The sequence below is a fragment of the Chryseobacterium sp. JK1 genome, from assembly GCF_050632815.1.
Classification (GTDB): domain Bacteria; phylum Bacteroidota; class Bacteroidia; order Flavobacteriales; family Weeksellaceae; genus Chryseobacterium.
This window is the reverse complement of sequence record NZ_JBODRU010000003.1, coordinates 19893-45103: the sequence shown is the minus strand read 5'-3', so window position 1 is coordinate 45103 and position 25211 is coordinate 19893. Positions and strand designations below refer to the sequence as shown.

21 protein-coding genes are annotated in these 25211 nt (G+C 36.0%); 8 read left to right on the top strand and 13 right to left on the bottom strand.

Going from position 1 to position 25211, the window contains the following annotated elements; all coding sequences use genetic code 11:
- Positions 1-63: 63 nt before the first annotated feature.
- The 9 genes from ACQ76T_RS16840 to ppk1 form a co-directional block, all read right to left on the bottom strand.
- A complete protein-coding gene (locus ACQ76T_RS16840; protein WP_431344427.1) occupies positions 64-456 on the bottom strand; it encodes a DUF3060 domain-containing protein in 393 nt (130 codons plus the stop codon).
- A 78-nt stretch (positions 457-534) separates the two neighbouring features.
- Positions 535-1362, bottom strand: coding sequence for an SIR2 family NAD-dependent protein deacylase (locus ACQ76T_RS16835; protein ID WP_431344426.1), 828 nt, complete (start codon positions 1360-1362; stop codon positions 535-537).
- Positions 1363-1454: 92 nt separating this feature from the next.
- Positions 1455-4493 carry a choice-of-anchor I family protein gene (locus tag ACQ76T_RS16830; RefSeq protein ID WP_431344425.1) on the bottom strand — a complete coding sequence of 1013 codons (3039 nt, stop codon included), beginning with the start codon at positions 4491-4493 and terminating at the stop codon, positions 1455-1457.
- Positions 4494-4641: 148 nt separating this feature from the next.
- Entirely contained in the window at positions 4642-4791 is a 150-nt protein-coding gene (locus ACQ76T_RS16825; RefSeq protein ID WP_422693683.1) for a hypothetical protein, read from the bottom strand.
- Positions 4788-5441, bottom strand: coding sequence for an NAD-dependent epimerase/dehydratase family protein (locus ACQ76T_RS16820; RefSeq protein WP_431344424.1), 654 nt, complete (start codon positions 5439-5441; stop codon positions 4788-4790). Before ACQ76T_RS16820 ends, ACQ76T_RS16825 begins: the two co-directional genes overlap by 4 nt.
- 126 nt (positions 5442-5567) lie before the next feature.
- Positions 5568-6452 (bottom strand): exopolyphosphatase, encoded by an 885-nt coding sequence (locus ACQ76T_RS16815; RefSeq protein ID WP_431344423.1) that lies wholly within the window; start codon positions 6450-6452, stop codon positions 5568-5570.
- A gap of 4 nt (positions 6453-6456) precedes the next feature.
- On the bottom strand, positions 6457-8307 hold the full coding sequence (locus ACQ76T_RS16810; protein WP_431344422.1) for a hypothetical protein: 1851 nt from the start codon (positions 8305-8307) through the stop codon (positions 6457-6459).
- 141 nt (positions 8308-8448) lie between these two features.
- A complete protein-coding gene (locus ACQ76T_RS16805) occupies positions 8449-9165 on the bottom strand; it encodes a hypothetical protein (protein ID WP_431344421.1) in 717 nt (238 codons plus the stop codon).
- A gap of 55 nt (positions 9166-9220) precedes the next feature.
- Positions 9221-11293 (bottom strand): polyphosphate kinase 1, encoded by a 2073-nt coding sequence (gene ppk1, locus ACQ76T_RS16800; protein WP_431344420.1) that lies wholly within the window; start codon positions 11291-11293, stop codon positions 9221-9223.
- 334 nt (positions 11294-11627) lie between these two features.
- On the opposite strand from ppk1, the gene ACQ76T_RS16795 reads away from it, so the two are divergent.
- The 8 genes from ACQ76T_RS16795 to ACQ76T_RS16760 all read left to right on the top strand — a co-directional run bounded on the left by ACQ76T_RS16795 (position 11628) and on the right by ACQ76T_RS16760 (position 23336).
- The gene (locus ACQ76T_RS16795) at positions 11628-12869 is read left to right on the top strand and encodes a M43 family zinc metalloprotease (RefSeq protein WP_431344419.1); all 1242 of its coding nucleotides are present in this window, start codon (positions 11628-11630) and stop codon (positions 12867-12869) included.
- Positions 12870-13021: 152 nt separating this feature from the next.
- On the top strand, positions 13022-14920 hold the full coding sequence (gene dnaK, locus ACQ76T_RS16790; protein WP_431344418.1) for a molecular chaperone DnaK: 1899 nt from the start codon (positions 13022-13024) through the stop codon (positions 14918-14920).
- A gap of 149 nt (positions 14921-15069) precedes the next feature.
- Positions 15070-15549 carry a GNAT family N-acetyltransferase gene (locus ACQ76T_RS16785; RefSeq protein ID WP_431344417.1) on the top strand — a complete coding sequence of 160 codons (480 nt, stop codon included), beginning with the start codon at positions 15070-15072 and terminating at the stop codon, positions 15547-15549.
- 239 nt (positions 15550-15788) lie between these two features.
- Positions 15789-18509, top strand: a complete 2721-nt coding sequence (locus ACQ76T_RS16780) for a TonB-dependent receptor plug domain-containing protein (protein WP_431344416.1) — start codon at positions 15789-15791, stop codon at positions 18507-18509.
- A gap of 23 nt (positions 18510-18532) precedes the next feature.
- Entirely contained in the window at positions 18533-19882 is a 1350-nt protein-coding gene (locus tag ACQ76T_RS16775; RefSeq protein ID WP_431344415.1) for a DUF4876 domain-containing protein, read from the top strand.
- Positions 19872-21464 (top strand): DUF6850 family outer membrane beta-barrel protein, encoded by a 1593-nt coding sequence (locus ACQ76T_RS16770; RefSeq protein ID WP_431344414.1) that lies wholly within the window; start codon positions 19872-19874, stop codon positions 21462-21464. The genes ACQ76T_RS16775 and ACQ76T_RS16770 overlap by 11 nt, the downstream gene beginning before the upstream one ends.
- Positions 21465-21471: 7 nt before the next feature.
- Positions 21472-22620 carry a cytochrome-c peroxidase gene (locus tag ACQ76T_RS16765; protein WP_431344413.1) on the top strand — a complete coding sequence of 383 codons (1149 nt, stop codon included), beginning with the start codon at positions 21472-21474 and terminating at the stop codon, positions 22618-22620.
- 203 nt (positions 22621-22823) lie between these two features.
- Positions 22824-23336: a thioredoxin family protein gene (locus tag ACQ76T_RS16760; RefSeq protein ID WP_431344412.1), complete on the top strand. Its 513-nt coding sequence runs from the start codon at positions 22824-22826 to the stop codon at positions 23334-23336.
- A 62-nt stretch (positions 23337-23398) separates the two neighbouring features.
- Here the strand turns inward: ACQ76T_RS16760 and ACQ76T_RS16755 are convergent, their stop codons facing one another.
- The 4 genes from ACQ76T_RS16755 to ACQ76T_RS16740 all read right to left on the bottom strand — a co-directional run bounded on the left by ACQ76T_RS16755 (position 23399) and on the right by ACQ76T_RS16740 (position 25209).
- Positions 23399-23989 carry a hypothetical protein gene (locus tag ACQ76T_RS16755; RefSeq protein ID WP_431344411.1) on the bottom strand — a complete coding sequence of 197 codons (591 nt, stop codon included), beginning with the start codon at positions 23987-23989 and terminating at the stop codon, positions 23399-23401.
- Positions 23990-24192: 203 nt separating this feature from the next.
- Complete coding sequence (locus ACQ76T_RS16750) at positions 24193-24588, bottom strand: DUF7674 family protein (RefSeq protein WP_422693668.1); 396 nt, start codon at positions 24586-24588, stop codon at positions 24193-24195.
- Between the two features lie 51 nt (positions 24589-24639).
- Complete coding sequence (locus ACQ76T_RS16745; RefSeq protein WP_431344410.1) at positions 24640-24771, bottom strand: hypothetical protein; 132 nt, start codon at positions 24769-24771, stop codon at positions 24640-24642.
- Between the two features lie 81 nt (positions 24772-24852).
- The gene (locus tag ACQ76T_RS16740; protein WP_431344409.1) at positions 24853-25209 is read right to left on the bottom strand and encodes a DUF7674 family protein; all 357 of its coding nucleotides are present in this window, start codon (positions 25207-25209) and stop codon (positions 24853-24855) included.
- Between the last annotated feature and the right edge of the window lie 2 nt (positions 25210-25211).

The window sequence follows — 25211 nt, the reverse complement described above, 5'->3', positions numbered from 1 at the left end:
CTCACAGATTTTTAAAACCTGTGAGGTTTATTGATGATCAGAATAATATAAAGATTTAGATTTTTATTGTTTCACCACCTTATTTCCCACTCCCGTAAGAGCAGCGTCCGGTTTTCCTGATTTTGTTCCGGAAGTTCGGTAATACACGGTGTTATTGCCTCCTTCTATAGAAATTTTGTCTACACTGTCGATATACACTTTGTTACCAGTCCCGGAAACAGAAACCTTTTTAGCACTTCCTTTGATGGTTAAAGTATTATCACCACCTTCCACTTCTACATTTCCTCCTTTAAGGTTATAGTTCAGTTTATGGCCAATTCCTTCTACTTTTATCATTTTAGAGTTATCCGTTTGTTCTACTCCTTTTGCCGATTCTGTTTTTCTGGATTGAGAAAATGCTGTACCTGTTGTGAATAGTAAGATAGCCAGAACGGCTACTGTTCTAATATTTTTCATTGTGAATTGGTTTTTTTATTGGGGTAAATATATAAAAAAATCTTCTCTGTTTTTAATCGTTAGAATTGTTCCGAACCTTTACAGGATCAATTCATCAATAATCTCATGAATCACTGTAAGTACATCGGTAGATTTTTCCCTGATGATCAAGGAATTTTTTTTGTTCCTGATTAAGTTTGTGAAGTTATTGTCTTCAATATTAATATCTACTACAAAAGCACCGTATTTTAGGGCTGTTTCTGTAATAGCAATGGGAAGATTTGTAGCTCCTGAAGTCCCGACAATAAAGAGAACTCCGCTATTTTTTGCAATCTTCAGTGCGCTGAACCTTTTATGAGTTTTCTCATTATAATATTCATCAAACCATAAAATATTGGGGCGCATCCAATGGCCGCACTGAGTACAGGTTAATAATTCTTTGTCGCGGTCTGTAAGATCTTCACTCAGATCTTTTCCTTTTATTTCCTGGGGAAGAAGAAGAATTTCTTTGCATCCGTTTGAACATTTGATTTCCCGGTTATTTCCATGTATTTCATACATTCTCTGGTTTCCGGAGCGACGGTGAAGATTGTCAATATTTTGAGTGATCAAATGGAATCTGTTCTGTAACTTACGTTCAATAGCAGACAGCTCAATGTGGCTTTTATTAGGAGAGGACTCTTCAAACATTTTTTTTCTGAAGAGCGAATATTGAAGAACTTCCTCTGGGTGTTGCTTAAAATACCGTAAAGTTCCAAACTCTTCCGGCTTATGAAACTGAGTTCCTTTTACCCAAATTCCATCAATACCCCGATAAGTAGGAATACCACTGTCGGAAGAAATTCCTGCTCCGGTAAGAAAGGTAAATAGATTTCGTTTTTCCTTTTGCCAGACTTGGTGAATGATGCTTTCTAATTGTGCTTTCATGGGTTTTATAAGAATCTAAAACTACTCAATTTTTCAATAATAAAAAAGCTCCGGAATTACCGAAGCTTTCTCAATCAACTAAATAATATATTCTACTTTACAATCACTCTTTTTACCTGTCCCTCAGAAGTTTTTACAAGATAAACTCCTGTAGAGAGGGTAGAAGTATTGATTGTTAAAGCATTTTTTTCTTTTCCGATTAGTTTTCCGGACATATCGTACAGCTCATAATCCTGCTTTCTGTTGAAGTACAATACATTTCCTTTGTTAACAGGATTTGGAAATACATTGAAGGTGGCTGTTTCAGATTGTATTTCACCTGTACCTAAAGTAGGAGGTAATGCTACTTCATACATGGATAAAGTTCCACTAATTTCATTCGCGATAATCACGTAGCCTTTATTAGTTGTTGTATTTTCCGGAGCGATATAAATAATTCCTTCAGGTCCATTGTCTCCACCATAGGCGGAAGTAGATCTAGAATGTTTATAATCGGTGAAAGTTGGGTTGTTAGGATCTGTGATGTTGTAAACCATTACTCCTCCGGTTCTTTCTAACGTAATGAAAGCATATGTTTGTCCACTAATTGTTCCTAAAGCCACCCCTTCCGGTTCAGGACCTTTTGCACGGCTTCTGCTTTTTACAGCATTAGACTCATTATCAGCATTAAAAATTAAGGGATGGTTGGCTGCAATATATCTTTCAAACTGATCTCCACTATCGTAAACAATCTGTTTCGTATCTGCATTGAAAATAGAAAATGAACGGGCTCCCAAAGCTGCCATTTCTTCAAAATCTGAATCTCCGTCTGTATTTCCTGTTGCAGAAGAAACCCGGAATCTTCCTAAATTATAAGATGCTTTTAACATCGCAGATTGTGGGAAAATTGCCGGATCTAGTATATAAGTACTGGCGCCTACTGTCGTTCTTTCGCTGAATCCGGAAAGGTCTTTTTCGTCACCTTCATTAGCTGTTACGATATAATGAGTATTGCCTACTTTATAATTCTGTACAGCATCTGGAATGTAATAAGCTTTTACCGGCCAGTTGGCGATTAAAACTTCTCCATTATTATCCGAAGCATCAAACCCATTGCCTGGAAGGCTCATGTCTTTTTTACCCAATCCCCAGATTCCTGTAATGGTTTTGGTGGCAAGATTAACTTCTGCAATAGCATTGTTTTCCTGAAGCGTTACCCAGGCTTTCTGGCTGTCTGCACTGATGGTGACATATTCTGGTTCCAGATCCTGAGAAAGGGTGTTATTGGTTCTTACTTTTCTTAAACCTGTAGCCGTTAATGAAGCCAGTTGAGAATCAAAATTATTAAAATTAAGGGTGGTCACATTACTTTGTGAAAGACTTCCAATACCTCCTGAAATATCAATGATACTGATGGTTCCCTCAGGATCTATTGTGTAAGCATCATTGGGTTCTCCTTCATTGGCTGTAACCACTTTTGTTCCGTCCGGTGAAAAAGTAACCATATCCGGTAAAGCGCCAACAGTAACCTGTTTAAGGAAGTTTCCGTTGATATCAAAAAATACAACAGATCCATTTTGCTGAGGATTCGCATTAGGAGAGGCTGCGGCAATAATTCCATTTTTTACGGCAATACTTGTGATTCCTCCATACGCTGCCATATTTACAGTCTTTATTACTGAAGGAGTCGTTGGATTGCTGAAATCAATAATATCAAAAACATCTGTAAGAGAACTTATGGTAAATAGTCTTTGAGTGGAAACATCGTGTACTACAATTTCCGTAGAGCTGTTGTTGTTTCCTGAAGGATCAAAACTTCCTATATAATTCAACTGAATCTGGTTGGAAGGAACAGGAGCCGGTTTGTCATTGTCAACAATATAAACTGTTGCAGAATTGTCTCCTGAAATCGTTGCTCCCACAGGATTTTCCAGGCTTACTACAAAATATTCTGCCTGTTGTTCTGCCAGATTATCATCAATAATAGGAATATTAACAGTATAGCTTGTTGTGGAAGGAGTAATGGTAATTGTTTGATTGGCTAGTGTAAAATCGTTGCTGTCTGCCGTACTGTAAGGAGTTGGTTTTACCACCAGATTAACCGTAGCATTGGACGGATTGGCAATATTGATTTTAAAGGCAAGATTTCCTGCATTCTCATTCACTTTAATAAAATTCTTGTCCAGCGAAATAGAAGTTCCTGCCGTTGTAAAGGTTGTAGAGGTCGTTGCAGTTACGGCATTATCACTGAAATCTTCCACAGTATTAGGTTTCAAAGCCAGATAATACGATTGTCCGGCAATCAAAGTTGAGGTTGGAATGACAGTAATGACATTATTCGTGAAAATGGTCGTAAAAGGAACTTGCATACCTGTGGAATTTCCAAGTCTGAATTCAATAAGATTCTGTGCATTGGAGCTATTGATGGCAGAATTATCTATCAATCTTATATTTTCATTAAAAGATAGAGTAGGGTTTATCGTAACGGAAGCGTTATTGGTATTGTTTAAAGGTAGATAAGCAACAGTTGGTGGTGTTGTGTCAACTGTCCCAGTCGGTGTGGCATCCACGGTGAAATTGTCAAAACGGTTATTACCCCCAGTTCCTCCTCCCGTAGCCGAAAATTCTACTTTTAATTTAAAATTAGGATTATTGGATACCCCAGAAACTGTCGAAAAATCAAATGTGATAAGTTGTGGATTAGCATCCTGAGGATTTACAGCTTGATATTGAATGAAATTGGTTCCATCGATAGAATAAGACCATGTTTGGGTTCCTGCTCCCTGCGCAGACCTTCTGGTGGTAAATTTGGCAATCACATTATTGTATCCCGTTGTTGGAAGATTAAACTGTAATGCACCTCCAATCGGGTTATTAAATCTCAGATGGCTTCCTGAAGGATCTCCATTTCTGGCATTTAAATTATCAACATTAAAGTTCTGCCCAGTACCGTTGGCAAAATCAACAACACTGGTACCGCCGGCAATAGGCAAAAATGAACCATTCACCAGGGTAGAGGATGGTGTGGTAACAGATGTTGCGGAAGAATTGTCATTAAAATTCCAATAATGAATCAGTGTCTGTCCGAAAAGACCGCTTTGGAAAAAGAATGCGGCAATCACAGACCCTTTTAATAGGTAGTTGTTGATCATTTTTAACTTTTATTAGATAAATGCAAAAATGAGCTTTATGTTTAGCAACTACTTTAATGGAGTTTTAAGAAATGTTTAAAAAATAGGTTTGTTTCTTATAAAAGATAAAATAATAATTGTTCTACGAATGTGTTTTCAGGAAATCGGATTATTTTGAAGGCTTTCCGGAAAAATTCAACATTTTTCCTGTCTTGCTTCCTTCCAGTGGATGTTTCTGCATATAAAAATATCCTGAAACGGCTGTCAGAAGCAAGAGTACAAAAATAACCAGAACGATCCTTTTTAACATATCTCTCATATCGCTAAATTTTTAATATCTCTGATTTCTAAAGTTGCTGTAGGGTATCCTTTTTGGGTAACATTGATCATTGCTCTCCCCACTTCGTGTAAAGTTAGTGATTTTGTTGGTAAAAAAACAGGGAAAAGCCAAATAAGAGGTTTGAAAAACCATTTTACATTTACTTGTCCGTCAACAGGTTTCATAAATCCGGGTCTGAAATTGTAAGCTCCATTGAAGCCCATTTTTTTCAAAGCGTTTTCTGTTCTGCCTTTTACCCTTGCCCACATTATCTTTCCGCTTTCTGTACTGTCTGTATGTGCTCCGGAAACATAGCTGAATACCATTTCCGGATTTTGATGCAATACAGCTTTGGCAAAATGAAGGGTTGTATCATAAGTAATTTTGGTATAATCCTGTTCATTTATTCCAACACTGCTAATGCCTGCGCAGAAAAAACAAGCGTCATAGCCCTTCAGTTTTTCATCATTCATATCGATGGATAAAAAGTCGGAAACAAGGTATTCTTTCAGTTTGGGATGGTTTTTTCCTGAAGGCTTTCTGCTGATACTCAGTATTTCGGAAACGTTAGGGTTTTCCAGACATTCCATCAGAACACCTTCTCCTACCATTCCTGTAGCTCCTGTAATAATTATTTTGATTGAGTTCATTTTTTTGCTATTGATATTGTTATGACGGATGAGACGGAAGTTTTACTTTAAATGTAAGAAAGAAAATTAGAAATAAAAAAACCGGACAGAATAGAGGCCCGGTTTTAAATCATTATAATGTAGGAATTATTTTTTGTGCTGTAATTTGCTGTAAATATTTTGGATCAATCCATCTGCTACTGAAATTTTCGGAACAAATATTTTATTGATATCCGACCATGACATGACGTTGTTGAAAATATTCAAAGCATGAACTAAAACATCTGCTCTGTCTTCTCTAAGGCTGTAGTTGGTCATTCTTTGTTCCACAGAAAGTTCATTGAATTCTTTATAAACCTTTTTGAGATGAGCCAGAGACATAGGCTTTCCGTCTTTGGTTTTACTCATGGAAAATACCTTATTGATGTTTCCTCCCGAACCGATGGCCAGAATTGGTTTTTTGCTGACGATATGTTTCTTGATTTCGTCTTTCATTTCCTTCCAGTTATCCAGGGTGACAAGATTGTTGAGAAGGCGGATAGTCCCGATATTGAAAGACCTTTCGTAGACCATTTTTCCGTTTTCGTAGAATGTAAGCTCGGTGGAACCTCCTCCTACGTCAATGTATAGGTAGGCGAATTCTTTATCAAGCCCTTCTGCTACGTGATTTTCATAGATTAAGGTAGCTTCTTCATCACCGGAAATAATCTCAATATTGATTCCTGAGGTCTCCAAAACCTGACTGATAATTTCGTTTCCATTAGCAGCGTCGCGCATCGCACTTGTTGCACAGGCTCTGTAATGGTCTACTTTGTAGATTTTCATCAGATCACTGAAGATTTTCATGGAATCGATGACCATTTTTTCTCTTTCCGGACCTATTTTTCCGATGGTGAATACATCCATTCCCAGTCTCAGAGGAATTCTCAGAAGATTGAGTTTGATGAATTCAGGTTTTTTATTATTAATTTTAACTTCATTGATGAGAAGGCGTGCCGCATTACTTCCTATGTCTATTGCTGCTATCTTCATATTTTTAATAGTCTTTTATAGATTGCTTATATAAAGGTAAGTCTTTACCCAAAAATTTCCCAAAATTATCAAAAAAATAAAAATAAGGAGGCCCGTCTTTGAGGGTTACCATGATATAAAAATAATTTTTCTTTCTGAAAATTCTGCTGTTTTTGAGGTTTTCTCCGTAATCATAAAATGATTTTCCGTCTTTATCTACAAATGTATACCCACCACGGTAATACCTGGTATTGTTGATGCGATAAAGGTAATTGTTTATACGTTTGATCTCTGCATTATTTTTATCTAAAATTATTTCCCCTTTATAATTGATAATAAATTGGTTATCAGAGTTGTTTTTGTTCTCCAGGACGATGTTTCCGTTCGGGTCTATTTCCAGCTTGTTATAAATGTATTTTAAATTGGGAAGTATTTTTACAACCTTCAGCTTTTCGTTGACGATTAATGCTTCTCCGGATTTCTCTAAAGCAAAAGCGTATCCTTTGTAAAAATTGCTGAGTCCCTGGAACTTGGTCTGCCTGATTTTACCTTTGCTGTTTACTGTAAAAAAGGAGTTGTTGCTTTCAAAAGTATAGAGTTGTGATTCCAAAGGTACTCCGACAAACTTTAAGGGGCCTGGATTTTCTTTAAGAATAATCTCTCTGTCTTTCGAAATTATTTTGTATTGGTTTTGTTCCTTTTCAAATATCAGCATTTGATTTCCGTAAAAATCGATTACTTTGGCTGATGTTTTTAAAGTTTCATCACCATTTTCTATGATTCCACTTATGGTTTTTCCTTCTGTATTTTTTTCAAAATAAAAAGTGTCTTCGTTTTCAGCAAACGAGGGTTTTAAAACTGGATAAAACTCACTGATTATTTCCCCTTTTGAGGTAGCAAAAGCATATTTGTTATTTTTCCGTACGATATTAATGGGCGGGATGTTTTCTGAATCGTATCTGCTATCCGGAAAATTGATATCGTAAGAATTATTTACGTCCAAATTGTCAATTTCTCCCAGACCTTTTAAAATATTAAAAATAGAAAACTTCATTTTTTGGCGACAATAATGATAGTCGCCACCGTTTTGCCTGTCTGTACAGATTTCAAAAACTTCACCGTTTTTTATCTCAATATCGTCATAGGTGAGAGCCATTTTTTTACCCTTTAAGTTTTTGAAAAACTTTCTCTGATCTTTATGGGCGATATATACATCATCAGCAAAAAAATTATCATCGTATTGGAAATAGATTTCGTCAGACTCCAATAGCAATTCACCGTTTAATTTGTGAAATTTGACTCCATCTTTAGAACTGGTACAATATACATCTTTACCCTGAAGGATTTTTGCATTATAAAAAGGCCCTTCCAGTTTTCCTGATCTTAGATTTTCTACATAATAATGGTTCTGTTTCTGTTCCAAAATCAGCAGGGAATCTCTGTAATATTTTGCCTGACCATCAAAAGGTTTTGATTTTCTGTTGTTCTGATAGTCAATGATATAAGTTTTTTTATCTATAGAAGCGGCACAGTTGCCTTTGTGACAAACGAGTTGATCATACCTATCAGGGATAAGAACCTTTCCCCGGTTGGAAATCAGTCCGGCCTTATTCCCAAGGAAAATGTTTGAGTTTTTGTAATAGGTACTGTTGTAGAAAACGGCAACGGTATCTTTTAAATTAAGTTCGTCATCGTAAAAGTCTTCGATATAATAGTAGCTAGGTTTCAAAACCCAGTTTCCATTTATATCTTTAATGCCATATTTCTGGCTTGTAACCATATTATCTACAACAACTCTTTCTTCTTCAGTATGATTATATTTCTGCGCAGAAACCATGCTGGAAAAAATGATCCCCAAAAAGACAAATATTTTCATATGAGCGGTCATCCAATTGGTATTTCTTGTGTTATTTTTATGAGTTTTCCTGTTTTGGGATCTATGACACCTGTTATATAATGATATTGAAATAACCATATGGGTAATTTATCTTCATACAGCGTTTTGTAAATCTTTACCTCAGTTTTTTTTGAAATTTGTAATGACATCAGGATGATCTTTGTATTTATGGGTTAAAAAACTCAGGATTTCCTTTTGAGCAATTTGTTGAGCCTGTTTTTCAGAAACCGGAAAGTCTTTTACCCAATCAATTTCATTGATCAGTTTTCCGGAGCTGTCATATTGCCGGAATATTCCGACATTTTGAGAACTCTTAAATATAGTGTGGGTTCTTTTGAGCTTATAGTCTGGATAGTAAAAATTTACCGTTGTCAGTTGGGTATGATGATCCTGTATCCCTTCTGTATATTCATTGTTTTGAAATAAAAAATTGATTGATTTTCCATCTTTTGTCTGAATAAAAAGCTGAGGTGCATATTCATAACCGTTACAATAGAATGTATTCCCATTATTTTGTATTTTAAAAATGGATTGGGGTAAAAGAATTTCATCTTTGAGGGATGAAATGTCTTTTTTGGTAATTTCTTCGGCTTTTTTACCATTATCTATCCAGTACTGTCTTTTTATCTGATCTTTGATTATTAGCAGACTATCCAGTTTTTGTGTAGAATAATATTGGTTTTGAAGATAAAGCAGCTGATCTTTTTTCTCCATTACCGTTCTCAGGTATTCATCCTGCATATTTTTATATTCCTCAATAGAAAAAGAGGATACTGCCTTTTGCTGGGCATGGGCAAAAACGGCAGAAATGAAAACAGGAACAAGAAATTTGATCATCTAAATTTTTTTTTCAAAATCCTGCAATCCTGTAAAATTATTGCAGGAGTGTGTTTTATTTTTTGCTGGTCTTATCTTTTAAGTATCGATAGGTTTCAATCTGAGACCTGCATTCCTTTTTGTCATTTCTTATATATTCATTACTCAGCCTTTTGTCTAAAATTCTCGCTTTTACATTATCTCTGAGCTGAATATCAAGAATATCTTTCATTTCTTTCTTGAGGTTTTTGTCTGTAATTTTGGCGGCAGCTTCAATTCTGTAATCCAGGTTTCTGGTCATCCAGTCTGCGGAAGAAATGTACATGTCTTCTGCTCCTTTGTTGTAAAAATACATCACTCTGGCGTGCTCCAGATATTCATCTACAATACTGATAGCCTTTATTTTTTCTTTAAATTCCTTTTGGTTCACAGCGCAATATATTCCTCTTACGATGAGCTTTATGACAACACCCACAGTGGCTGCATCATATAGTTTTTCAATCAGTAATCTGTCGCTCAGTGAATTTACTTTAACGATGATTTCGGCTTTTCTTCCTGCTTTGGCTTCTTCAATTTCCTTATCAATATGATGCACAATCTTTTCACGCATAAACTGAGGACAAACTAATAAGTTCTTGCAAGTTTTCAAAACCGGAAGATAATCATCTTTTGGTTTTTTCAGCACATTGAATACTTTATTGATGTCTGCCATAATGCCACGATCGGCTGTTAACAGAAGGTGATCACCATAGATTCTGGCTGTTTTTTCGTTGAAGTTTCCGGTGCTTACAAACCCATACTGAATGGTTTTGTTGTGGGCTCTTTTTTTGATGACACAAAGCTTTGCATGTACTTTTTTGTTGGGAAGACCTATAAGAACGGTGATTCCTTCCGGTTCCAGCATATCTTTCCATTCCAGATTGGATTCTTCATCGAACCTGGCCTGAAGTTCCAGCATAACGGTTACTTCTTTCCCATTCCTTGCAGCGTAGATCAGCGCATTGATTATTTTTGAGCTGCTGGCAAGACGGTAGGCCGTAATTTGTATGGACTTTACATCAGGGTCCATTGCGGCTTCACGAAGAAGATCAATGACTGGATTGTATTTATGATATGGGAAGGTAAGGAGTACATCTTCTTTTAAAATAACATCTGTAACTCTTTCACCGTGCTCAAAAGCCTGGTGCGTAAAAGAAGTTCTTTCTACTGGTCTTTCATACGTTTCAAAAACATCAGGGAAGTCCATGAAATGTTTGAAGTTATGTATTTTTCCGCCAGGGATGATACTGTCTTTTTTGGTTAGGTTCAGTTTTCTGATAAGAAGTTCCAGCAAGGCTTTGTCCATATCTTTATCGAAAACAAAACGGGTAGGTTTTCCTTTTCTTCTGTTTTTAAGACCTTTTTCTATTTTTTCTGCGAAGTTGGTTCTGATGTCATTATCCAGATCCAATTCTGCATCTTTTGTTACTTTGAAAGCATTGGCCGCAAATTCATCGTATCCGAAATAAGAGAAAATATGAGGAAGGTTAAAGGTGATCACATCCTCAAGAAGCATTACATTTTTTTCTTCTGGATCTTCCGTAGGTAGCAATACAAATCTTCCCACAAATCTTGACGGAATTTCAATAATGGCATAGTTGCTGGAATATTGCCAGTCTTTTTTTCTCATGGCGACTCCCAGATAAAGACTTTTATCTCGCAGATAAGGCATAGGGGTATTCTCGTGAAGTAGGATAGGAATCACGTTGGATTCTACCACTTCATCAAAATATTGTCTTACAAATTCTTTCTGCTGGGTTGTCAGGTTCTTTGAGTTTTTAATGAAAACTTTATGATCAGCCATTTCAGTCTGGATTTTCTTCCAGGTTTTGTCAAAATTGAGCTGCTGTCTCATCACTACTTCATTAATTCTCTGAAGGATTTTGGAAGGCGGTTGGTAGAAAGATTCTGCAATCACCTTTTCTTTAAAATCCATAGCACGCTTTAATCCGGCAACACGCACTCTGAAAAACTCATCCAGATTGTTGGAGAAAATTCCGAGGAAACGTATTCTTAAATGTAAAGGAACTTTTTCGTCCATAGCTTCCTGTAAAACCCTTTCGTTAAAGGCAAGCCATGTAATATCTCTTGGATTAAAGTGTAATGACATTATAAATGGGTATATTTTATCAAAAATAATAATTCGTGTAGTTTCTATCCCTATTTCTAAGGTTAAACTTTGATTAATTTTTAAAGTTCAGTGAATGCATAATAAATGTACTATTATAAGTCATCTTATTCTTAATTACTGCTAAAAAAGTTTCATTTAAAGAAATATAAAAAATGATGAAATTTAGAGTTACAATGATTTTTTGATACTTCTCTTCCTTTATTTATTTGATTAAATATACGTATTTATAATGTTGATAATGTAAATTGTTTTTTATTTTCATAATTTTGTTTTTAAGAATAGTTATATTTGCTGCTTATTTATAATTATTTCCATGAAAAAAAATTTACTATTGGCAGTTGGCTTTCTAATGGCCAACAATGTATATAGTCAGAGAGAATGTGCTACTGACTTGAAAATGAAAGAATTCTATTCTAGAAATCCACAGGCTTTGGCAAAGAAGCAAGATTTAAGAAATTATCTAACTACTAAGAATACAGCGAATAATATAGCAGGTAAAAATGTACAGACGGTCATAACGATTCCTGTTGTTGTCCATGTTCTCTATGGAAGTACAGCTCAGAATATTTCGGAGGCACAGATTTTATCTCAACTAGCGGTGCTTAATGAGGACTTCAGAAAATTAAATTCTAATTTTAGTTCTGTCGTTCCGGATGCTTTTAAGCCATATGCTGCAGATATGGAACTTACTTTCTGTCTGGCAACAAAAACTCCTACAGGAGCTGCAACAAATGGTATTGAGAGAAAAGCTGTGGCTGCAAATTTTAACTTTGCAGATAATTATTATTTGGCAAGTGGGCTTACAGCTTGGGATCCTACCAAATATTTGAATATATGGGTAGGAAATATGCCTAGTCCTTATTTGGGATGGGCTTATTTGCCAGATGCTGCCGGGTTTCCTGAAGATGGTCTTGCTATAGGCTATGAATATTTCGGAACGACAGGTGCTGCAGTTGCACCATATAACGGAGGTAGAACGGCAACCCATGAAATTGGACACTATTTTGGATTGCTACACCCATGGGGTGAAGATGGTAGTGCATGTGGAACACCTGATAATGATGACGGTTGTGCTGATACTCCAGCTATTAATGATGCTCATTATGGAGGCGAAGTCTTCCCGGATAATACCTATATGTGTACCCCTACAGCAAATGGAGCGATGTTTATGAATTTTATGGATTATGTGACAGATACAGAAATGGCATTTTTCACTAATGATCAGAAAACAATCAAGACTAATACAATGGCTGGGCCAAGAGCGAGTTTACTGAACTCTAACGCTTGTGCATTTTTATCAGTAAATGATGTGGAAAAGGCAAATTCTATCAACCTTTTCCCTAATCCTACTACACAGTATATTTCTATAGCTTCTCCTTTAGCACCAATCAATGAGGTTGAAATTTTCAGTGCAGATGGAAGACTTGTGAAGAAAGCATTCATTAAGAATGAGACAGACAAAATTGATGTGAAAGATTTTACCAATGGTACTTACTATGTAAGAACTTACAATGGCAAAGACTTCGTGAAATCTATGAAGTTCATCAAAAAATAATGAAAATATTTCCATATTATACCAATCAAAACCCCGAATTTATCGGGGTTTTATTTTTATTGTGTCATTTTGTCACAATTCTTCGAATGGTATAGATATTGAGAAATTGAGAGTGTAAATTAAATTAGAAATTAGAAAAAATATAAAATATTATGAGTAAAATAATTGGAATTGACTTAGGAACAACCAACTCTTGTGTTGCTGTTATGGAGGGTAAAGACCCTGTTGTTATCCCAAATGCAGAAGGTAAAAGAACAACACCTTCTATTGTAGCCTTTACAGAAGACGGAGAAAGAAAAGTAGGAGATCCTGCAAAAAGACAGGCTGTAACGAACCCAACAAAAACTGTTTACTCTATCAAAAGATTTATTGGAACGCACTTCAAAGATGATGCTTCTGAAGTTTCAAGAGTACCTTATAAAGTAGTTTCAGGACCAAACGATACGGTAAAAGTAAAAATCGACGATAGAGAATATACTCCACAGGAAATTTCTGCAATGACTCTTCAGAAAATGAAGAAAACTGCTGAAGATTATCTTGGTCAGGAAGTAACAAGAGCGGTAATTACTGTTCCTGCATACTTCAACGATGCACAAAGACAAGCTACTAAAGAAGCTGGTGAAATCGCTGGTCTTAAAGTAGAAAGAATTATCAACGAACCTACAGCTGCAGCATTAGCTTACGGTCTTGATAAAAACCATAAAGATCAAAAAATCGCAGTATATGACCTAGGGGGTGGTACTTTCGATATCTCTATCCTTGATTTAGGTGATGGTGTATTCGAAGTATTATCTACAAACGGAGATACTCACTTAGGAGGTGATGACTTTGATGATGTGATCATCAACTGGATGGCTGATGAGTTTAAAGCTGAAGAAGGAGTAGAGCTAAAAAGCGATGCTATTGCTCTTCAAAGATTAAAAGAAGCTGCTGAAAAAGCAAAAATCGAATTATCTTCTTCTCCACAAACTGAAATTAACCTTCCATATATCACAGCTACAGCTACAGGTCCTAAGCACTTAGTGAAGACTTTAACTAAAGCTAAATTCGAGCAATTATCTGCTGATCTTGTAAGAAGATCTATGGAGCCGGTTGCTAAAGCATTAAAAGATGCTGGTTTATCAACTTCTGATATCGACGAAGTGATCTTGGTAGGAGGTTCTACAAGAATCCCAATCATTCAGGAAGAAGTAGAAAAATTCTTCGGTAAAAAACCATCTAAAGGAGTTAACCCGGATGAAGTTGTAGCTATTGGTGCAGCAATCCAGGGAGGTGTACTTACAGGAGATGTAAAAGACGTATTATTACTTGACGTTACTCCACTTTCTTTAGGTATTGAAACAATGGGTTCAGTATTCACTAAATTAATTGAAGCGAACACTACGATCCCAACTAAAAAATCTGAAGTATTCTCTACCGCGTCTGACAACCAGCCAGCTGTAAGCATCAGAGTAGGACAAGGTGAAAGATCTATGTTCAACGATAACAAAGAAATTGGTAGATTCGATCTTCAGGATATTCCACCAGCACCAAGAGGAGTTCCTCAAATTGAAGTAACTTTCGATATTGATGCTAACGGTATCCTAAGTGTATCTGCTAAAGATAAAGGAACTGGTAAAGAGCAGTCTATCAAAATCCAGGCTTCTTCAGGTCTTTCTGACGAAGAAATCGAAAGAATGAAGAAAGAAGCTCAGGAGAACTCTGCAGCGGATGCTAAGAGAAAAGAAGAAGTTGAAATCTTCAACAAAGCTGACGGATTGATCTTCCAGACTGAAAAACAATTGAAAGAATTCGGTGAAAAGCTTTCTGCTGATAAAAAAGCAGCTATTGAAGCAGCTCACGCAGAATTGAAGACCGCTTTCGAAGCTAAAAATGTTGATGACGTAAAAGCTAAAACTGAAGCGTTAGATGCAGCTTGGATGGCAGCTTCTGAAGAATTGTATGCTGCTGGTCAACAGCCAGGTGCTGATGCAGGAGCTGGGGCTCAAAACCCTGGTGGTAATGCAGGTGGCGAAGATGTACAGGATGCTGACTTCGAAGAAGTGAAATAATAAATGTAAACACTAACATTTAATTATAAATTAAGCCCGCGGTAAACAAAGTTTACCGCGGGCTTTTATGTTTTGTTATTTAAATAATATCCCGAAATTTATAGGAGAAAAAATCAAATATTTATCAAACCTTAGTTTAAAATATTTTTATGAATATTGAGTATCGAATTCTTTTACCAAGAGAAAGCGAAGAGTATCGCAGGATTAGACTGGAAAGCTTAAAAGAATTTCCGGAAGCATTCTCAGCAAACTATCAGGAAAGTGTAAGGATTGAAAAACTGACCCTTGAATATGATATTGAAAATCAGACTTTCAATAAGTTTGTACAAGGTGTTTTTGCCGACAATGAACTGATTGGCATTTGTGCTTTTGTAAACAGTAGTGACCACATCGGGAATATTTATCAAATGTATGTTCAGAAGAAATTTCAGGGGAAAAATATCGGACTGAATTTGCTTCACGAAACGGTAAAAGAAGCTTTGAAAAGATATAATAATTTGGAAATATTTCTTGAAGTATCTCCTGATAATACACAGGCTAAGCACTTTTATAAAAAAGCTAACTTTCAGGAAGTTGAACCGATTGACGAGGCAGAATCAATCATTTTGATGAAATATAAATCTTTTTAAATTATTTGAAATCTATTTAGTGAAAAATAGACAGACCTGGATTTACTTTTGAGGGAAGGGTACTATTTTGAAATCATTTCTATTGTTTTCGCTAATAATTAAATTGTTATTTTATTCTTTATTTAGGGAATTGTATGTACATATTATTTTGTTTTAAGAAAAAATAACTTAAACATTTTCAAAATATCTTTTTTTATTTAGAATAATTATAATTAATTTTGTGATCTAAATATTCTAAGGTGAAAGTATCGTTATTAGTGGGTGCCGTTTTTTTAACGGCAGGCGGATTCTTGTCTGCTCAGAAAATAGAGTTTTATCATAATGGAGAGCTTAAAAAAGGAGAACTTCTTAATGGTGGTCTGAAAGAGTGTAAAGAATTTTCTAAGAAAGACAATTATTGGGTTCTCAAAGGAAAATGTCAAATTACCTTCCTCAACGCTAATAATAAAGAAGAAACTATTATAATGAAAACTGGTGAAGAATTACAGATGCAGATTCTTTCACCTAAAATTTCATCCAGAGAAAAATCCGAAATCCGAATAGAAGGAGTACAGCTTACTGCAAAAAAGAAACAATTTTCCGAGATTTCCATTCAGCAGGAAGCTCTTCAAAACTTACAGTCATTCTCTATCGGCGATGTTTTACAGCAATTGCCAGGGCAATATGTACAACAATTCGACAATACCCAGTTCAAAAATATCGTTTTCAGAACAGCAAGTGGCTCGCCTATAACTGGATCCAGTACGATTCCCGGCGGAGATGACTTCGGAAACAGAGCTTTTGGGGTTCAGCTGATGGTGAACGACATTGCGCTATCGAACAACGAGAATATGCAGAGTTATAATTCGGCCAATAGCAGTCCTTTTGCTATTGATTTTACGGTCTCAGGTAATTCAGGAAATTTGACTCCCGGGCAACCCAATTATGGAGTTGATTTAAGAGAAATTCCTACTGAAAATATAGAGAGTATTGAAGTGATCCAAGGGATTCCTGATGCAAAATACGGAGATCTTACCTCAGGCCTTATTAAAGTGAATACCATAGCTAAGGCTTCACCTCTCAGACTTGATGCCTCTTTAAGAGAAGGAACCTATCAGGTGGGTCTTACCAAAGGTTTCGGGCTTAATAAAAATAATGCGCTTAACGTGGCTGTCAGTTATATGAATTCACTTTCTGATCCGCGAACAAGCTTGGTGGGATATGACAGAACGAATTTTAATGTACTTTGGTCATCACATGGAAAAAGTGGTTTCAGTAATAAGCTTACCGCTACATTTTCTACCAATACGAGCAAAGGGAGAAAAGATCCGGATGATCTTAATGGAATCATCATCAATGTAGATAATAAAAGCTTTTCATTAGGAAATAATATCTCTTACAACTTTGCAAGAAACGGACGTAAGCCCTTTTTCAGAAGCATAAGTGCAGATGTCGGAATTAATTATGCAACGCAGTTAACAGAACGTAGATATTGGCTGAATCAAGGTGCACGTCCTTATGGAACTTCTTCCGTTAATGATGTTTATTATGCCCCTTACACACCGCCAAGTTATGAAAACCAGGCTTTTGCAGACGGAAAACCTCTTAATATTTACACCAACTTCAGTATAAACGGAACTAAAATGACTGCTTCCAAATGGGTACATTCATATAGTTTCGGAGCTAATTTCAGATACGGAGATAACTTCGGAAAAGGGCGATATGGAACTGCAGGGCAGTTTACTACTTTTAAATCAACAGGGCAGGGTTCAGACGGTATGAGAGATTATAATTATCGTGATAATGTATTTTCCAGCAAGCAATATGCTTTTTATGTTCAGGATAATATTACCAAAGCCTTTGCCAACAAAAATATCTTAAGAGCTAATTTAGGGTTGCGTTATGATCTTCAAAACTCTTATTCCACTTACTCACCAAGGATTAATACCTCTTACCAAATAGGAAATCTTACCGTAAGAGGAGGTGTAGGGCTTACTTCCAAAGCACCATCTTTGAACCAGTTATACACTGCTCCGAGATATTTTGACTTCCTGCTAGGAGATTATCGTTTGCCGGGTTACTATTCTGCAGCCATTATGCAGACGGTTGTTACGCCAGGAGACAATTCTGATCTGAAACCTTCACGCAGCTGGAAAACTGAAATTGGAGTAGATTACAGATTACCTTTCGGATCATTTAACCTTACTGCTTATTACAACACATTATTTGATGGTTTTACTACGATGAGCGTTCTGAAGACGATGAATAAAGCCAAAGTAAACGTCAATATCGTTGGAACAGAAATTCCTACTTTCGAAATCGTTGGAACAGAAAAGTTTCATTATCTGCAGAACCGAATTGTTAATGGTTATCAATCCGTAGATAAAGGATTGGAACTTATGGCGAATTTCAAAAAAATAGAGGCGCTTAATTTATTTATTGGATTCAATGCCAGTTATGTAGAAACATCAGGGCGTAAAGATGATGGATTGTATACCTTTAAAGCCCCGGAAATTTCAGATAAAAACTTTGAATACGGAATTTATAATGATACCCGAAATAAAAGTTCCATGGCCAGAGCGAGTTTCAGTTTTGATTATCACTTGCCGAAAGCTGGTCTTATCATAGGGCTTAGAACAGATCACTTTCTTTCAGACAGAAAATTAACAGGAGCTAATGATATTTACCCGATAGGTTATCTTAAGTCTGATGGGGAAATACAGATGATTCCTGAAAGTGAGAGAAGCAATCCTTTATATCAGAACTTGTTCCTGAAGCCTTCGGATGAGAAACTTTCAGGTTTATATAAGAAAACACTTCATAATGTTCATTTAAGAGTTACCAAAGACTTCTTAAGTGGGTTCAGACTATCAGTGTATGTAAGCAATGTTTTCAATTTACGAGCATACGACGAGAAGGGCTATCTGTATCCCAACTTTACTTCTACTTCTTTTGGGGCCAATATCTCCTATAAATTTTAATAATAATACTAAAAATATCAACAATGAAACGATTAATACTATTGCTGATCCTGCCTGTTCTGGCTCTGCTGGGATGCAGCAGGGATGATGATTTCGGCGGAAATAACGAGATTAAACCCGTTCCGTTTACTGTGAATATCAAATATGATGCTTCAAAATATCCTACCGTAGCAGATAAAGGTGTGGCCAACGTTACCATTACTTTGGTGAATGCCGCAACCAATGATAAAATTATAGGAAAGACAAATGCTGACGGAGATTTAGTATTATCAGCCGTATTACCTGGAACTTATAGTATTCAGGCAGAATTGCAGCTGAAAAAGAATGAATATGAACAACAACTGGGAGAAGATACCAGCTACGAAATTGTACACTTTGGAGGGTTTCAGGAGAAAGTAACCGTTAATGCCAATATTTCTTCTACATTGGTAAGAATTTCCAGCGGAAACCTTGGAGATCTTGTGATCAAACAATATTATTATGCCGGTTCTGATACAAAACTGGGCGCTAATTTCAGAGATCAGTTTATCGAAATTCACAACAATTCAGATCAGACGATCTATGCAGACGGTTTATATCTCGTATTTCTGGAAGGAAATGTAAATAATAATGTAACAAATTATACTTTATCCAATGGGCAGTACGACTGGAGCAAGACTGCCGGAGGAGGAACTGCTGCCAATACAGATTATGTTTATTCCAATATATTAATTAAAATTCCTGGAAATGGAAGCCAATATCCAATCTTACCAGGAAAAAGTATTGTTGTGGCCCAAACAGCCATTAATCATAAAGTACCTTTTACTGATACTAACGGGACGGGAGTTGCTATACAGGATCCTTCTAAAACGGTTGACCTTAGCCAGGCTGATTTTGAAACCTATATGGGAGACTACAACATCAGCAATGGTAAAAAACCTTTCATGTGGGATATCCAGAATATTATGGTGCCGGATATGCTGATCAACTATTGGAGTATTGCTTCTAATGACTTAATTCTGAATGTCACTTCAATGCTGGGAGTAGGAATTCTAAGAGCTACAGATGCGGAAATAGCCACGTGGAAAAAAGTAGCCGCACCTAAAGCGCCTACCGGAACCCTGTTTTTACAAGTACCAAAGAAATTTATCATCGATGGAGTAGATATCACCGATAAAGAACAGAACGTACCTAAAGATTTCCCGTCAGATATCGATGCATCAAGAACTTTTATTATGAATGAATCTGGGTTGGGGCAAAACAACTTTACAGGACTTTCCGTGATCCGTAAAACAAAGGAGATTGTTAACGGCCGCGTAGTATTGCAGGATACGAATAACTCTGCCAATGATTTTGTAACGATTAAAGCAAACCCTAGAGGATATGCACAATAATAGAAAAAAAACGATAAAGATTTTTCAAACGAGTATGTTAGGATTGGCTGCATTGGGTAGTCAGTTCTTCCATGCTCAGACTACTCATTTAGATAGTATTAATATCAGTTCTGTAGAGAAGGAGATCAGAATCAACGATCCCTATATTTCTTTCTTTCAGCCTTTGGATTTTTCTCAGACAAGCTTTCAGTTTTCTACCACGAAGCAAAACTTTAAAAGAGTTCAGACCGCTGAAAAAACAGGAGACTTTACCTTTCAGTCTGAAGGAGTATATAAGCTGAATAATAAAATTGCTTTGTCAGGAAGACTTTATGCAGATAAAATAACCGAAGACAATGTTCCTTACATTCTGAATGATGAAAGAACAGACAGTTCATCCTTTATTTATAACCCGTCTTACTACTGGGCACCGCGTGCGGCGAGATGGCAAAAGCAAAGCTACTTTATGAACGGGCAGTTCGCTTATAATCCTATCAAGCCGGTTATCCTTCAATTGGGGGGAGAAGGAAGGTATTCAAAATCCTACAGACAAAATGCCGATCCAAGACCGCAGGTAGACAATTATAATTATAAAGCCTTTGCAAAATTAGGATTGAAATGGCATCAGCACTCTATTTTCGGAAAGTTGAGCTATGTTCATCATTACAAGAACAACAATATTATGTTCGTGACTCTTGGTGGAAATATACCAGCTAACGACAGTATTTATATCCGCTACAATGAAGGTTATGGTAACCAATATATAGGAAATAGTCAATATAAAACTTCCGAATATAAAATGGGAGGCTATATCTGGGGCGGAGAATATGCTTTTAACAATGCCAATACTCACTTTTCAGCAGGTTATGATTATAAAAATCTCATAGAAAGATTTTATAAAGTCTATGAATATCAGGATGCCAGTTATGCATATCATACAGAGTACACAAAATATTCAGGTCTGAAGACAAACTTACATAGTTTCTATCTTAATTTCTTAGGGAATTATAACGGGAAAAAGTGGGCTTCATCCATGACTTATCAGGATCAGCTCGATACCAATTACAACTATCCTTTAGAATACAGAACCTATCATCTGGAACAGAAAAACCTTTCCTGGAAAAATAGCCTGATCTGGTTCAATCATAAAAGTGAAGCATCTAAAATCCTTTTTGATGCAGCATATGCCAAGAATCATGTAAAAGATGTCTCGGTAGTGATGGAGAGAAAACTTTCTTACTTTCAATACCGTCTGGGATTTGAAAGAGAATTTTGTTTAATGCCGTTTCACAAATTTTCAGTAGGAATTACACAGAATCTTTACGTTCCTCTGGAAAAAGAATTCAACTATGCACCTTATCAAAGTACGAAAGAGAATATCTTTGTAACAAAAATAGCCCAGCCTGACTTTGCTTATGATTCCACTTCGAAGATGGGGCTGAATCTTAACGCAAGTTACCGTATAGATGAAGGGAAGATCAGATATGAGCTGTTTGGAAGCTTTACTCAGGTTTGGCTGATGAACAGTACATATAAAAATAAAGTCGATTACAACGGAAGAGCCAATCAGGTTGCTGTAGTAGGGCTGAATGTTTATTATTAAAAAAGAAATGAAAGACAGATATCTCGCTTTTCTGGCAATTGCCGGAATAGTATCTTTATTGAGTTATACTTCTAGTGACAATAACCCTACGGGATACACCGTAGAAGAACTGCGTACCTTATACAGCAGCGGAGACCAGTCCAAATGGCCGGCTGCCCATTTATTTGATGAAGCCAAAGAAGGTTTTCAGGATATTGGACCTTTATCCCCAATGAATTATCCGAAAGACAACCCTTATTCTGAAGATAAAATGGAGCTGGGGAAAATGTTGTTTTTCGATCCTCGACTTTCTAAAAGCGGACAGATCTCCTGCGCCAATTGTCATAATCCTGAAATCGGATGGTCCGACGGAAGCAGAGTTTCCTTTGGTCATGACAGGCAAACCGGAACCCGAAATGCACCCACTCTTGTGAATATCGGATATGCCAAAACATTATTCTGGGACGGCCGCGCCGGAACGTTGGAAGAACAGGTAAAAGCGCCTATCGAAAACCCGGTAGAAATGAACCTTCATATGTCTATGGCCACCAAAAATATCCGAAAAATAAAAGAATATAAACCTTTCTTTGTAAAAGCTTTCGGAAATGGAGATGTGACAGAAGAGAAAATAGCAAAAGCTGTCGCTACCTTTGAGCGTTCTCTCATAAGCCCTCCATCCAAATTTGATAAATTCGTTTCAGGGAAAAAAGATGCCCTTACCGATTCAGAATTGAACGGCCTGCATTTGTTCAGAACAAAAGCGAACTGTATCAACTGCCACAATACCCCTTATTTCTCTGACCAGAAATTCCATAATCTTGGCCTTACCTATTACGGAAGAAAATATGAAGATCTGGGAAGATATATCGTTACAAAAAACAATGAAGATGTAGGAAAATTTAAAACCCCTACATTAAGAGAAGTTTCCGAAAATAAACCTTATATGCATAACGGTCTTTTTCCTGAGCTTGCCAATATCGTGATGATGTACAATGCAGGAATGGGAAGAGAAATTCCAAAAGCAGATCAGGTGAACGATCCTAAATTTCCTCACAAATCTGGAATGGTGGAAAAGCTGAACTTAACCGATGATGAGGTTTTTGATATCGTTGCATTTTTAAAAACACTAAACAGTTACAAATATAAAATGCGTCCGCCGGAATTACCGAAATCATAAATACGAAAGATATTTTATTTGTTAATTGATAAATGCAAGAATCCAGAAAATCGAAGATTTTCTGGATTCTTGCATTTAAAAATATGACATGATCATAATCCTGCAAAAAGAAAGCCTGTTAAAGTTCAATATAAAAAAGGTCTCTAGCCTCTATTGTCTGAGAAAAATACCTACATTCGTATCGTCTTAAAGCAAAATTCAAAATGAAATACTCTAAAATTATTGTAGTTGCCGCCCTGTTGCTGTTTCAGTTAAGTATGGCGCAGGAAAAAGCAGATATTGTATTAAACAAAGCCTTTACGCACGCTAAATCAGGGAAGAAGAATGTACTGTTGGTGTTCCACGCTTCATGGTGCAAATGGTGTAAAACGATGGAGAAAAATATGGATCTTCCGGAAACCAAACCTATTTTCGACAAAAGATTTGTAACCGCTTACGTAGATGTTCAGGAAAGAGGAGAAAAGAAAAGCCTTGAAAATCCTGGTGGCCAGGAACTGATGAACAAATACAAAGGCGAAAATGCAGGACTTCCTTTCTGGCTTATCTTAAATCCAAAAGGGGAAGTAATTGCCAATTCTTTCAATGATAAAGGAGAGAACTTAGGATCTCCGTCTACATCAGAAGAAGTTAATGTTTTTGTAGCCAAGTTGGGAAAAGCATCTAAACTAAGCAAAGAAGAAGCACAAACAATTCAAAATGTATTTCTGAAGAAATAAACTTCATACTACATCAAAAAACAATCCCCGAAATCACTAGTCTTTCGGGGATTTTATTGTAATTATAACTCTTTGTAAACATATTCAATATTACTCCAGAGAACCTGATCATCAGATTTTACCATTTCTAAAGGATTTTTAAAAACAGTTCCAAACATATTCTCATATTGAGTTGTTCCGAAAAATGTATTCTGACTAAGAGTAAATCCATCAGAATCATTCCTAGGCATGCGCTTTACATATCTAAACGTCCTTTTTAAGGTAAAAATATTCTTATTGAAATCTCCGATATAACTCATCTGAATGTTGTTATCATCAATGAAAACAGAATCATTAACAATTTTAATGTTGTAAACCGGATTTGAAGAGTTGTCGGATATAAGTTGTATTGAGTGGTTTTTTAGATCCAGATTTAATTTTTTCCATGCCGGTTCTTTATAAAGACTCCAGTAGTTTTTTAGATAGGATTCATCAGGATTGGATTTACTCCCCAATGATCCCTTGTAGAGAACAATTCCCGTTATATGATAGCTTATGAATTCAAATTGATGGATCTGTCTGTCAACAGGCCGTGGATCATCATTTGTGTTATCATTATTTCCACAAGAAATTAGAAACAACGATACCAACGCAGCATAAAATGGGTATTTCATCGGTACTTTTTACAAAAATAGGGCTTTTGCACGGATTAGTGAAATAGAAGGAACTAAAATAGCCTGCAATTGGGTAAATAAAGTTGAAAAAATATTGTTCTAGCTATTAAAGTTAAAATAACTTACTATAAAATAAGAAAAGCGGATAAATGTATTTACAATCCCATGATCCGCTTTTCTTTGTTTTTCAGCTTCTTGTACTATTACTTTCTAAAATACATTTGATCCTGTTTCTGCTGCTCATTATAAATGATTTGGAAACTTACAGGCATATATTGGTAAAGCAGCTTCCAATGCTGGATTTTTGCGTGCTTTTTGAAACTTTCAAAAGATCTTATAAAAAGGTTTTCAATCATCGCTTTTACATAAGAATTCCCTTTCTTATAGATCAGGTCCATCAGTTTGATATGGTGAGCGATAATATTGATCTTGGACTCCTGTAATAAGTTCTTTAGATAATTGACAGTAGCCTGCATAATTCCTGCAAAATTGTTCTGTGCAGATAATTGTGCAATTTCATTTCGGAGTGGCGGATAGAAAAATTTTAAGTATTCAACAGCTATTTCCTGAGTAATAGTTTGCATTTTTACTTTCATCATAATTAAGAATTTTTCAAACACTTTTATTTGCAGCGAAATGTATACCAAAATCTATAAACAAGCCGCAAAAATAAATACGCCTACAATCACAGCAATGTGAGTGAGTAATATCTCGGAATTGTGTCTGTTATTCGTGGTTTTCCAGGTTTTCCAGTCGGAAATTTTTCTTATTTTATTTTTCATAATCTATTGATTGTGAGTTATTTTTATTTTTGTTTAATTTAAACACTTTGTAATGAAACACATAAATAATGTAACAAATATTTATATGCCATGGCTGTAAATCTGTCTTGAATACACCTTTTGAAGGTTGGCAGAAATGTGACTGAATATCATTTTTCGGTATTCTTCACTGCAAAATGCTGTAAAATTGTCCAGAGAATAAATAAAAGTGGTCTCAATTGCACTTTTTAAGACAGAATCTCCGTCGGTATAAATTGTGTCCATTTTCTGTAAACTTCTGAACAGTAGATTTCTGTCATTCTGGCTGATCATATTTTTAATACGTTCGGTAAAGGTTCGGATGATGCTGTAAGAATTCTGAATTTTGATTTCTTTTACTTCATTCTGAAAATCGGGAACCACTTCTGTGATTTCCTGTACGGCTTGTAAATAGTTCATAT